Source organism: Kitasatospora sp. NPDC059571 (genome assembly GCF_042735675.1).
GTDB lineage: Bacteria > Actinomycetota > Actinomycetes > Streptomycetales > Streptomycetaceae > Kitasatospora.
Genome location: NZ_JBHWBW010000231.1, coordinates 1 through 11,812 on the forward strand (window position 1 = coordinate 1; position 11,812 = coordinate 11,812).

Below are 11,812 nucleotides of genomic sequence, written 5' to 3' on the forward strand. Positions count from 1 at the left end.
GGCCACGTACAGCACCCGCAGCCCCGCCTCCGACTCCCCCGCGCTCCCGGTCGGGTCGGCGACCACCGTGGCGTCGTACTCCAGGCCCTTGGCCTCCAGGCTGCCGAGCGCGACCACCCGGTCGCCCAGGCCCTCGGCCCAGCCGGCCGCCTCGGCCCGGCGGTCCATCGGCACGACCACCGCCACCGTGCCGTCCACCTCGCCCAGCAGCCGCTCCAGCTCCGCCCGGGCGGCCCGGCCGAACGCCTCGGGGTCGGTCTCCCGGACGGCCGCGAAGCGCGGCTCCACCCCGGTCGAGCGCACCGCGCTGGGCGAGGGGGTGCCCGGCGCGGCGATCGCCAGCACCCTGGCCGCGACCTCGGCGATCTCGGCCGGGTTGCGGTAGTTCACGGTCAGCGTGTGGCGGCGGCGCGGCTTGCCGGACAGCACCTCGTCCAGCGCCGACTGGGCCTCCTGCGGGAACGGCCAGGAGGACTGCGCCGGGTCGCCGACGATCGTCCAGGTCGCCATCCGGGCGCGCCGGCCGATCATCCGCCACTGCATCGGGGTGAGGTCCTGGGCCTCGTCCACGATCACGTGCGCGTACTCGGTGCGCTCCACCGGCTCGCGCTCGCGCTGCCGGGACGACCGGTCGGCGTACGTGGTGACCTCGTCCAGGCCGGACAGCAGGTCGACCGCGTCCACCTCGCGCACCTTGGGCCGGGCCGGCAGGCCGAGCAGCAACTGCAGCTCGTCGACCAGCGCCACGTCGTGGGCGGACAGGCCGCCCTCGCCGCGGCCGTCCAGGTGCCGCCAGGAGGCGGCCAGCAGCCGGGCCTCCTCCGGGGTGACGCCCCGGCGGGCGATCCGGTTGAGGTGGCGGGTGCTGCGCAGGGTGGCCAGCACCCCGCGCGGGGTCAGCGGGGCCCACCAGGCGTCCAGGAAGTCCAGGAAGGCCGCCTCGTCCGAGACGTACTCGTCGAAGGCCTCCCGCTCGTCCTGGCGCTGCTCGCGGTCGAAGTGGCTGACCGGCTTCGGCAGGTGCCGGGTGGCGTCCTGCCACAGGGCGTCCAGCAGCAGCCTGCGGGCGCGCGGGCGCAGCAGGTTGAGCGGGGTGCCGCCGCCGCCGACCACGGCCGCCCGGACGGCCTTCAGCCGGCCCGCGTCCAGCCGCAGCGCCTCGCCCCGGGCGAAGACCTTCAGCTCGGTGGGGGCGTCGAGCTCCAGGGCCGCCCTGGCGGCCCTGCGCAGCAGTTGGACCATCCTGGCCGAGCCCTTGACCCTGGCCGTCTCCGGGGTGTCGTAGCGGGCCGCCTCGATGCCGTCCACCAGGCTGCCGACCGCGCGGATGGCGACCTGGCCCTCCTCGCCCAGCGCGGGCAGCACGCCCTCGGTGTAGGAGACCAGCAGCGGGGTGGGGCTGACCACGAGGATGCCGCCCGCGTAGCGGCGGCGGTCCTGGTAGAGCAGGAACGCGGCCCGGTGCAGGGCGACCGCGGTCTTGCCGGTGCCGGGGCCGCCGGTGACCAGCGTGGCGCCCGCGGCGGGGGCCCGGATGACCTCGTCCTGCTCCTTCTGGATCGAGGAGACGATGTCGCGCATGGAGTGGCTGCGGGCCTGGCCGAGCGAGGCCATCAGGGCGCCGTCGCCGACCACCGCCAGTTCGCGGCCGTCCAGGACGGGGGTGAGGTCGGGGCGCAGCAGGTCGTCCTCGACGCCGATCACGCGGCGGCCGCGCGAGCGGATCACCCGGCGGCGGATGACCCGGCCGGGCTCCAGCGGGGTGGAGCGGTAGAACGGTGCGGCGGCGGGCGCCCCCCCGCCGCACACCCCCGGGCCCCACCCGCCGCCCCCCCCGCCTCTCGCACACCCGCGCGCCTACCCCCGCGTCCACCCCGCCGACCCGGCCGATGTGCAGGGTCTCGGCGACGGCCGGGTCGGCCGGGTCCTTCGGCGTCCAGCTGGGGATGCCGTGCTCCTCGGGGGCATCCGCCTCCTGGAGGTCGATCCGGCCGAACAGGAAGTCCTCGAACTCGTTGGTGAGCCGCTGGAGGTGCGCGCCCGCCCGGTAGACCTGGGCGTCGCGCTCGGCGAGCGCGCCCGGGGTCCCGACCTGGACGCGCTTGGCGGCGTCCTCGAGGACGTACTCCGCCTCGGCGAGCTTCTCCTCCAGCCGCCGGTACACGGTGTCGAGGTGGTGCTGCTCGTCGGCGATCTCGCGGTCGCGGACGGTGTCGGTGGTCTCTGGTGTGGTGTGCATGGGCCTCGGTGGGGGTACGGCACGGGCGGAGCGGCGGACGGAAGATCCTACTCCCTGTGCCGCACCGGCCGCGGCGGCCCGGGCCCGGCCGCCCCGGCGGGGCCCCCCCTGCCGGCGCCGCCCCGCTCCGGCGTCCCCGGACACCCCGCACGACCGGCCATGATCACCTTGGGTGACCCGGTGTCGGCAGCCCGTGTCCGGGGCGTGAAGATATCGCGTACGCTCGATCGCTTCTGCCCCGCAATGCGGGGATTCGCGGCACTTCCGGTCATTGCGTGGGCGTGTACACGCCTTTAGCCTCCCTGGCCATGCCACCCCTCATATCCGTCGTGCTCCCTGCCCACGACCGGAACGGCCGGCTGAAGGAGTGCCTCGACGCACTGCTCGCCCAGTCGTTCCGCGACTTCGAGGTCGTCCTCGTCGTGGACCGCTCCCCCGACTGCCCCGAGCGGACGGCCGACGCCTACGGCATGCGCGACCCCCGGGTCACCGTCCTGCGGCTCAGCGCCGCCGTCGGCATCGGCCGCGCCCGCAACGCCGGCGCCGCCCGCGCGCGCGGCGACTACCTGCTCTTCCTGGACAGCGACCACCTGCTGGACCCGGACGCCTTCACCGCCATGGCGGACCGGCTCGCCGCCACCGGCGAGGTGGACGTGCTGCTGTTCGGGCACACCCGCGACCACCAGGGCCGCAGCTGGCCCGGCGGCGCCGCCGAGCTGCTTGCCGCCGCCGGGCCCGAGGTTACCTGCGCCGCCGAGCGCCCCGAGCTCATCGGTGCACCCCCGCTGGTCTGGGACCGCCTGCTGCGCCGCGGCACCGTGCCCGAGTTCCCCGACGGCCACTACGACGAGATCCCGGTGGTGCACGCCACCACGCTCGCCGCGCGGCGGATTGCCGTGCTGCCCCGCGAGTGCGTGACGATCCGCCGGCGGCACACCCTCCACCCGGCGGGCTCCCCCGGGGCGAGCCACTTCGACCTCTTCGAGCAGTACGGCCGGAGCTTCGAGGCGCTGGAGGCGGCCCCGGGCGGCGAGGCGCTGCGGCCGCACCTGTTCACCCGGATGATCCGGCACTTCCTGTTCGTCTTCGACCTCGCCGGGTGCGTGGACCGCTCGGAGCGGCCGCAGTTCTTCCACCGGGCGGCGGAGCACTACCGGGGCTACCTGCCGGCAGGCTACCGGCGGCCCGAGGGCCGGGAGGGCGTCAAGTTCTCCCTGCTGGCGAGCGGGGCGTATCCGGCCTTCGAGGTGGCCAAGCTGTCCCACATCGCCCGCGGCGCGGTGTCCGGCCGCCGCTGAGCCGGTCCCCGGCCCGGCCGGTCAGGGCGTGCGCGGCCCGGTGCCGGTCGGGGCGCGCGGTGGCGGTCAGGCGTGTGCGGTGCCGCCGTCCGCGGCCATCGCGGCGGCGATCCTGCGGCGGTTGTCCTGCCACTCCGCGTCCGGGACCGCGGGCAGCAGGTCCCCCCAGACCGGCAGGCAGCTGCCGCGCAGCTGCATCATCCCGGCGGGCCTGGCGATCAGCCAGATGTGCAGGTGGGCGGCGCCGTCGCCCCACTTGTTGAGGTGCACCCGGCCGATGCCGCCGAGCGACTGCACGGCCCGCTCCACCCGCTGGAGCATCGGGCCGAGCTCGGCGGCCCGCTCCGGCGGGAGGTCCGCGAGGTCGTGGTGGCCGCGCGGCTGGAGCAGGACCAGGGCGGGGAGGGCGGCGGGCTCGGCGGGCATGGCCAGCCGCCAGTCCCGGTCGGTCCAGACGAAGTCCTCGTCCGGGCGGGCGCACTGGCTGCAGTCGCCGGGCCCCGACTCGCCGTCGCGGGGCGGTTCGGGCAGCTCGGGTGCGTCCAGCACCTTGGTCCGCAGGTCGGCCTCGAAGGGGAAGATGTCCCAGGAGGCGATGCCGTCCGCGGCGACGGGGATGCGCTCGCCGATCGGGAGCCGGGCGAGGTACGGGGTGACGTGATCATCGCTCATGGCGGCGAGTCTGCCGGATGACGTCCTGTCACCCCGCGCCGGGGTGGCCGGGCCTTGCGATGATCGGCACATGACCGCCGCCCTGGAACGCGCCCTGTCCGCCGCCCTGCGCGGCGAGGTCCGGTTCGGCACCGCCGAGCGCGCGGTGTACGGCCACGACGCCTCCAACTACCGGCAGCTGCCGGCCGGGGTGGTGAAGCCGGCCGACCTGGACGACGTCCGCACGGCGCTCGCCCTCTGCCGGGAGGCGGGGGTGCCGGTGGTGCCGCGCGGCGCCGGCACCAGCATCGGCGGGCAGGCGATCGGCCCGGGCGCGGTGGTGCTCGACTTCCGGCGGCACCTCGGCCGGGTGCTCGCGGTCGACCCGGACGCCCGCACGGCCCGGGTGGAGCCCGGCACCGTCCTCGACGACCTCCAGCGGGCGGCCCGGCCGTACGGCCTGCGCTTCGGGCCCGACCCGTCCACCCACAGCCGGTGCACGCTCGGCGGGATGATCGGCAACGACGCGTGCGGCGCGCACTCGGTCGCCTGGGGGCGGACGGCCGACAACGTCCGATCGCTGGACCTGCTCCTCGCCGACGGCACCGAACTCACCGCCGGCGGCCCCGCGGACGTGGCCGAACGGGCCCGGCTGCGCGCCCTGCCCGGCCGGGCCGGCGAACTGCACCGCGGACTCCAGGACCTCACCGAGCAGCACCTCGCCCTGCTCCGCCGCGCCATGCCCGCGCTGCCGCGGCGGGTCTCCGGCTACCCGCTGGACGCCCTGCTGCCGGAGCGCGGGTACGACCTGGCCCGGGCGCTCACCGGGACGGAGGGGACCTGCGCCGTCCTGCTCGGCGCCACCGTCGCCCTGGTGCCCGAACCGGCCGCCCGGGCCCTGGTGGTGGCCGGCTACCGCGACGAGACGGCCGCCGCCGACGCGGTACCGGCGCTGCTGCCGCTGCGCCCGCTCACCGTCGAGGGCATGGCCGCCGACCTGATCGCCGCGCTGCTGGCCGCCGGGCCGCGGCCGGCCGCCCTGGACCGCCTGCCGGACGGCGCGTGCTGGCTCTTCCTGGAGACCGGCGGCGCCACCGCCGCCGAGGCGCTCGCCGCGGCCCGCGAACTGGCCGACGCCGTCCGCCGGGAGCCGGGCGCGACCGCCGCCGTGGTCACCGGCCCCGAGGAGCAGCGCGCGCTGTGGGGCATCCGGGAGGCGGGCGCCGGGATCGTCACCCGGCTGCCCGGGGGCGGCGAGGCGTGGCCGGGCTGGGAGGACTCCGCCGTCCCGGTGGAACGGCTCGGCGACTACCTGCGCGCGCTGCGCCGGCTGCTCGCCCGGCACGGGCTGCGCGGCGTCCCGTACGGGCACTTCGGCGAGGGCTGCGTCCACCTGCGGCTGGACTTCCCGCTGACCGAGCCGAGGCGGCTGCCGGAGTTCCGGGCATTCCTCACCGAGGCGGCCGACCTGGTGGTGGCGCACGGCGGCTCGCTCTCCGGCGAGCACGGCGACGGGCAGGCCCGGGCCGAGCTGCTGCCGCGGATGTACCCGCCGGAGGTCATCGACCTGTTCCGGCGCTTCAAACGGCTGTGGGACCCGGAGAACCTGCTCAACCCGGGCAACCTGGTCGACCCGCGGCCGCTCGACGCCGACCTGCGCTTCCCCGGCCGCGACCTGCCGCTGGCGCTGCCGTACGAGCAGGACGGCGGCAGCCTGCTCACCGCGGTGCACCGCTGCGTCGGCGTGGCGAAGTGCGTGGACACCTCGACCGGGGTGATGTGCCCGAGCTACATGGTGACCGGGGAGGAGCGGCACTCCACCCGCGGGCGGGCCCGGCTGCTCGCCGAGATGCTCCGCGGGGAGGCGGTCACCGGCGGCTGGCGCTCGGAGGAGGTCCGGGAGGCGCTCGACCTCTGCCTCGGCTGCAAGGGCTGCGCCAGCGACTGCCCGGTCCATGTCGACATGGCGACCTATCGCGCCGAGTTCCTGCACCAGCACTACCGGCGGCGGATCCGCCCGGCCTCGCACGTCTCGCTGGGCTGGCTGCCGCTCTGGCTGCGCGGCGCCGCACTCGCCCCGGGCCTCGCCAACGCGCTGCTGCAAAAGCCGAGTTCGTCCGCGGTACTGAAGCGGCTGGCGGGCATCGACCGGCGGCGAGAACTGCCGGTACTGCCCGCCCGGCGGTTCAGCGCGTGGTTCCGCGACCGGCGGGCGGCCCGTCCGGTGCGGCCCGGCGCGGTACCGGTGCTGCTCTGGCCGGACAGCATGGCGGAGCTGCTGGACCCGGAACCCGCCCGGGCCGCGGTGGAGGTGCTGGAGCACCTCGGCTACGAGGTGCGGCTGCCGGACGGGCCGGTCTGCTGCGGGCTGACCCTGATCTCCACCGGCCAGCTCGGCCTCGCCCGCCGGGTGCTGCGGCGCAGCCTGCGGGCCGTGCCCGCCGGCCTCCCGGTGATCGGTCTGGAGCCGAGCTGCACGGCCGCGCTGCGCGAGGAGCTGCCCCGGCTGCTCGGCACCGCCGCCGGCGATCTGCCCGGCCGGGTACGGACGTTCGCGGAGTTCCTGGACGAGTCGGGTGCCGCGCTGCCGCGGCTGGAGACCACGGCGATCACTCAGGTGCACTGCCACCAGCACGCGGTCCTCGGCACCGCGGCGGACCGCCGGATCGAGCAGCGAATGGGGGTGCGCAACCAGGTGCTGGACTCCGGCTGCTGCGGCCTGGCGGGCAACTTCGGCATGGAGCGCGGCCACTACGACGTCTCGGTGGCCGCGGCCGAGCGGGTGCTGCTGCCGGCCGTCCGCGCCGCCGCGCCGGGCACCGCGGTGCTTGCCGACGGGCTCAGCTGCCGCACCCAGATCGTCGAACTGGCGGGCGGCAGACGGGCGGTGCACCTGGCCGAACTGGTCAGGCGGGCGATCCGGGAGGCGGCGGATCCCACGCCAGCGGAAGGTGCTTGAGCCCGTTCTGGAAGTTGGAGGCCAGCCGGACGGCCTCACCGTCCGGCCGCAGCCCCGGCAGCCGGTCAAGGGTCTCCCGGACCATCGCCCGCATCTGGACGCGGGCCAGCAGTGCGCCCACGCAGACGTGCGGGCCGTGGCCGAAGCTCAGGTGGTCGTTGGGCGTGCGGGTGATGTCGAACCGGTCCGGGTCGGCGAAGACCCGCTCGTCGCGGTTGGCCGAGGCGTGGTAGACCACCACCTTGTCGCCGCACCGGATCCACTGTCCGCCGAGCACCAGGTCGCGGGTGGCCGTCCGCCGGAAGTCCATGACGGGCGGCCAGTGGCGGAGCATCTCCTCCACCGCGGTGCCGGTCAGCTCCGGCCGCTCGCACAGCAGCCGGTACTGCTCCGGGTGCGACAGCAGGGTGTGCAGCCCGCCCGGGACACCGTTGCGCAGCGTCTCGTTGCCGGCCACCGCGAACAGGAAGAACATCGTCTCGAACTCGTCGCGGCCGAGCCCGGCCGCGAGCATCCGCGCCACCACGCTGCCGGGGCGAGGCCGCGCGGCGATGCCGTGGGCGTAGGCGAACATGTCGGCCAGGGCGGCGCGCGAGCGCGGGTTGACCGGCCGGCCGTCGGGTCCGGTCAGCGGCCCGGGACGGCGGGCCAGCGCAGCCCGGCCGAGCGCGGTCAGCGCCGCCGGGTCGGCGGTGGACAGCCCTGCACGGTCGGCGTCCTGGTAGCCGATCACCCGGTCGGCCCAGTCCTGGAGCAGCCGGCCGTCCTGCTCGGGCACGCCGAGCAGATGGGCCAGTGTCCACACCGGCAGGTCGGCGGCGACCGCGACGAAGTCGGCCCGGCCGGCCGGCGCCACGGCGCGCACCGCGGCCGCCGCGCGCTCCTCGATCCGCGCGGTCAGCTCGCGCACCGCGCGCGGGCTGAACGCATCGGCGACGATCCGGCGCAGCCGGGAGTGGTCCGGCGGGTCCTGGTTGAGCATCATCGCGCGGGCGAACGCCAGGTCGGCGGGGGTGTCCGGGTCGCGGATCTGGGTGGCCCCGAGATGGGAGGAGAAGTCGGCCGGGGTGCGCAGCACATGCTTCACGTCGGCGTGCCGCAGCACCGCCCAGTACCCGGGGCCCGCCGGCCAGTCCCCGACCGCGGGCTCCTCCACCCAGCAGACCGGCGCCGCCGCCCGCAGCTCCCGGAAGAGCTCGTACGGCACACCGTCGGCATACGTCCCGGGCCGGAACATCCCGTTGACCCGCACCTGGTCGAGACTCACACCGACCGACCGTACGTCCCCGCCGCCCCCCGCACCAGAGCACTGCGCACCGGGGACGGGCGGCCGCGGCACCCTGCGGGGCCGAGGGTGTCGCGGGGGTGAATCCCGGGGGGGGCGGTGCTTGATCCGGGTCCGGCGGGGCCGCATGTTGGTGAAACACGTCACTGTCCCGCGCGGTGCCGCCCGACCTGCTCCGCCGTGTAGGTTCCTGCGACCAAGGGGAGGACGTTCCCCCGATCGCAGATCCCCCGTCACCAACTCCTCCGACGAGAGAGAACACGAGAGATGTCTGCAGACGACTCCACGCACCACCCCCCGCAGCGGATCGGTGTGGTTGCCGAGTCCACCCCCGGGGAGACCCGCGTCGCGGCGACCCCGTCGACGGTGCGCGGGCTGCTCGCACTCGGCTACGAGGTCGTCGTCGAGTCCGGGGCCGGCTCGGCGTCCGGCTTCACCGACGCGGCGTACACCGAGGCCGGTGCGGGCATCGGCGACGCCTGGGCGACCGATGTCGTCCTGAAGGTCAACGCCCCGTCGACCGGGGAGATCGCCCGGCTGCGCGACGGCACGACCCTGGTCGGCCTGCTCGCCCCGGCCCAGCGGCCCGACCTGCTGGAGGCGCTGTCGGCGCGTCCGGTCACCGCGCTCGCGCTGGACGCGGTACCGCGGATCTCGCGGGCGCAGTCGATGGACGTGCTCAGCTCCATGGCGAACATCGCCGGCTACCGGGCCGTCGTCGAGGCGGCGCACGTCTTCGGACGGTTCTTCACCGGCCAGGTGACCGCCGCGGGCAAGGTCCCGCCGGCGAAGGTCCTGGTGGCCGGCGCCGGTGTGGCCGGGCTCGCCGCCATCGGCGCCGCGTCCAGCCTGGGCGCGATCGTCCGGGCGACCGACCCCCGGCCTGAGGTCGCCGACCAGGTGAAGTCGCTGGGCGGCGAGTACCTCGCGGTGAACGTCGCCCAGGAGGCGAGCACCGACGGCTACGCCAAGGCGACCTCCGCCGACTACGACCGCGCCGCGGCCGAGCTCTACCACGAGCAGGCCAAGGACGTGGACATCGTCATCACGACGGCGCTGATCCCCGGCCGGCCCGCGCCGCGCCTGCTCACCGCCGCGGACGTGGCGGCGATGAAGCCCGGCAGCGTCGTGGTCGACATGGCCGCCGCGCAGGGCGGCAACGTCGAGGGCACCGTCGCGGGCCGCATCGTGGTCACCGACAACGGCGTCACGATCATCGGCTACACCGACCTCGCGGCGCGGCTGCCCGCCCAGGCCTCGCAGCTGTTCGGCACCAACCTGGTCAACCTGCTGAAGCTGCTCACGCCCGGCCGGGACGGGCGCCTGGTCGTCGACTTCGACGACGTGGTGCAGCGTGCGGTGACCGTGGTCCGCGCCGGCGAGACCACCTGGCCGCCGCCGCCCGTGGCCGTCTCGGCGGCGCCCGCCGCCCAGCCCGCGCCGGCGGCCGCACCCGCGGAGCCCAAGGCGCCCCGGCTCACCCCGGCGGCCCGCTTCGGCCTGATCGGCGCCGGCATGCTGGCGATGTTCGCCGTGGTCGCGTTCGCCCCGGCCCAGCTGGCGGAGAACTTCACGGTGTTCGCGCTGGCGGTGGTCATCGGCTACTACGTCATCGGCAAGGTGCACCACGCGCTGCACACCCCGCTGATGTCGGTGACCAACGCGATCTCCGGGATCGTGGTGATCGGCGCGCTGCTGCAGATCGGGCACGAGAGCGTGCTCGTCACCGTGCTGTCCTTCGCGGCGATCCTGCTGACGAGCATCAACATCTTCGGAGGCTTCGCCGTCACCCGCCGCATGCTGAGCATGTTCTCGACTGCCCCGGAAAGGCGCTGAGCCGCGATGACTACCACGACGGCCTCCCACGCCGCAGACCTGGTCGCCGCCCTGCTGTTCATCCTCAGCCTGGCCGGACTGTCCCAGCACCGCACCTCCCGCGCCGGCGTCGTCTACGGCATCGCCGGCATGGGCCTCGCCCTGGTCGCCACCGTGGTGCTGGCGTCCCGGAGCATCACCGCGGGTGCGATCGCGCTGATCGTCCTCGCGATGGCGCTCGGCGGCGCGATCGGCCTCTGGCGGGCCCGCCGGGTCGAGATGACGCAGATGCCCGAACTCATCGCGGTGCTGCACAGCTTCGTCGGCCTCGCCGCGGTGCTGGTCGGCTGGAACAGCTACCTGGAGGTCGAGGCGCACGGCTCGGCGCAGACCGCCGTCACCGCCGACCTGCTGGGCATCCACCACGCCGAGGTGTTCATCGGCATCTTCATCGGCGCGGTCACCTTCACCGGGTCCGTCGTCGCCTTCCTGAAGCTGTCCGCGAGGATCGCCTCGCGTCCGCTGACGCTGCCCGGCAAGAACCTGCTCAACCTCGGCGCGCTCGGCGCGTTCGTGGCACTGACGGTCTGGTTCACCGCCGGTCCGAACCTCGGCCTGATGGTCGCGGTGACCGTGCTCGCCCTCGCGCTGGGCTGGCACCTGGTCGCCTCGATCGGCGGCGGCGACATGCCCGTCGTCGTCTCGATGCTCAACAGCTACTCGGGCTGGGCGGCGGCCGCGGCCGGCTTCCTGCTCGACAACAACCTGCTGATCGTCACCGGTGCACTGGTCGGCTCCTCGGGTGCCTACCTCTCCTACATCATGTGCAAGGCGATGAACCGCTCCTTCCTCTCCGTCATCGCGGGCGGCTTCGGCATCGAGGCCGCCTCCGGCGGGGACGAGGAGCAGGGCGAGCACCGCGAGATCCGCGCCCATGAGACGGCCGACCTGCTCGCCCAGGCCCGGTCGGTGGTCATCACCCCCGGCTACGGCATGGCCGTGGCACAGGCGCAGCACCCGGTCGCCGAGCTCACCCGCCGGCTGCGCGAGCGCGGCGTCGAGGTCCGCTTCGGCGTCCACCCCGTCGCGGGGCGCCTGCCCGGGCACATGAACGTGCTGCTGGCCGAGGCGAAGGTGCCGTACGACATCGTCCTGGAGATGGACGAGATCAACGACGACTTCACCGGGACGTCCGTCGTCCTCGTCATCGGCGCCAACGACACCGTCAACCCGGCGGCCATGGACGACCCGGCCAGCCCGATCGCCGGTATGCCGGTGCTGCGGGTCTGGGAGGCGGAGCACGTCGTCGTCTTCAAGCGCTCCATGGCCTCCGGGTACGCGGGTGTGCAGAACCCGCTGTTCTTCCGCGAGAACAGCAGCATGCTCTTCGGCGATGCCAAGCAGAGCGTCGACGAGATCCTGCGCGCGCTGGACGCCGGCGGACACCCGGAGGCGGCACCCGCCCGCCAGGCCAGCGCGGCCGGCCGGGCCGCGGGGGCGCGGCCGCCCCCCGAAAAGGGGTGTGGCCCGCCGCGCTGCGCCGGGGGGGCGGCGCGGGCCCCCCG

At 75.3% G+C, this 11,812-nt stretch carries 5 protein-coding genes and 2 pseudogenes; 4 read left to right on the top strand and 3 right to left on the bottom strand.

Annotation, left to right across the window (positions count from 1 at the left end; all coding sequences use genetic code 11):
• Positions 1 to 2,239: pseudogene (locus tag ACFV0G_RS23545) on the bottom strand (HelD family protein); the annotation flags it as partial.
• A 308-nt stretch (positions 2,240 to 2,547) separates the two neighbouring features.
• Here ACFV0G_RS23545 and ACFV0G_RS23550 point away from each other — a divergent pair.
• Positions 2,548 to 3,537 (top strand): glycosyltransferase family 2 protein, encoded by a 990-nt coding sequence (locus ACFV0G_RS23550; RefSeq protein ID WP_380551233.1) that lies wholly within the window; start codon positions 2,548 to 2,550, stop codon positions 3,535 to 3,537.
• Positions 3,538 to 3,603: 66 nt separating this feature from the next.
• Here ACFV0G_RS23550 and ACFV0G_RS23555 read toward each other — a convergent pair whose 3' ends face one another.
• Positions 3,604 to 4,209, bottom strand: a complete 606-nt coding sequence (locus ACFV0G_RS23555; RefSeq protein WP_380551236.1) for an HIT family protein — start codon at positions 4,207 to 4,209, stop codon at positions 3,604 to 3,606.
• Positions 4,210 to 4,279: 70 nt separating this feature from the next.
• Between ACFV0G_RS23555 and ACFV0G_RS23560 the strand changes: the two genes are divergently transcribed.
• Complete coding sequence (locus ACFV0G_RS23560; RefSeq protein WP_380551239.1) at positions 4,280 to 7,147, top strand: FAD-binding and (Fe-S)-binding domain-containing protein; 2,868 nt, start codon at positions 4,280 to 4,282, stop codon at positions 7,145 to 7,147.
• Here ACFV0G_RS23560 and ACFV0G_RS23565 read toward each other — a convergent pair.
• Positions 7,095 to 8,384: a cytochrome P450 gene (locus tag ACFV0G_RS23565; RefSeq protein WP_380551245.1), complete on the bottom strand. Its 1,290-nt coding sequence runs from the start codon at positions 8,382 to 8,384 to the stop codon at positions 7,095 to 7,097. The two genes, ACFV0G_RS23560 and ACFV0G_RS23565, sit on opposite strands and share 53 nt — an antisense overlap.
• Positions 8,385 to 8,699: 315 nt before the next feature.
• On the opposite strand from ACFV0G_RS23565, the gene ACFV0G_RS23570 reads away from it, so the two are divergent.
• Both ACFV0G_RS23570 and pntB read left to right on the top strand, forming a co-directional pair.
• On the top strand, positions 8,700 to 10,268 hold the full coding sequence (locus ACFV0G_RS23570; protein ID WP_380551242.1) for a Re/Si-specific NAD(P)(+) transhydrogenase subunit alpha: 1,569 nt from the start codon (positions 8,700 to 8,702) through the stop codon (positions 10,266 to 10,268).
• 6 nt (positions 10,269 to 10,274) lie between these two features.
• Positions 10,275 to 11,735: pseudogene (gene pntB, locus ACFV0G_RS23575) on the top strand (Re/Si-specific NAD(P)(+) transhydrogenase subunit beta); the annotation flags it as partial.
• Positions 11,736 to 11,812: the final 77 nt, after the last annotated feature.

Excerpts from the sequence above, each read along its gene's own strand:
- ACFV0G_RS23560 (WP_380551239.1), top strand. The coding sequence starts at position 4,280 with ATGACCGCCGCCCTGGAACGCGCCCTGTCCGCCGCCCTGCGCGGCGAG.
- ACFV0G_RS23555 (WP_380551236.1), bottom strand. The coding sequence starts at position 4,209 with ATGAGCGATGATCACGTCACCCCGTACCTCGCCCGGCTCCCGATCGGC.
- ACFV0G_RS23565 (WP_380551245.1), bottom strand. The coding sequence starts at position 8,384 with ATGTTCCGGCCCGGGACGTATGCCGACGGTGTGCCGTACGAGCTCTTC.
- ACFV0G_RS23570 (WP_380551242.1), top strand. The coding sequence starts at position 8,700 with ATGTCTGCAGACGACTCCACGCACCACCCCCCGCAGCGGATCGGTGTG.
- ACFV0G_RS23550 (WP_380551233.1), top strand. The coding sequence starts at position 2,548 with ATGCCACCCCTCATATCCGTCGTGCTCCCTGCCCACGACCGGAACGGC.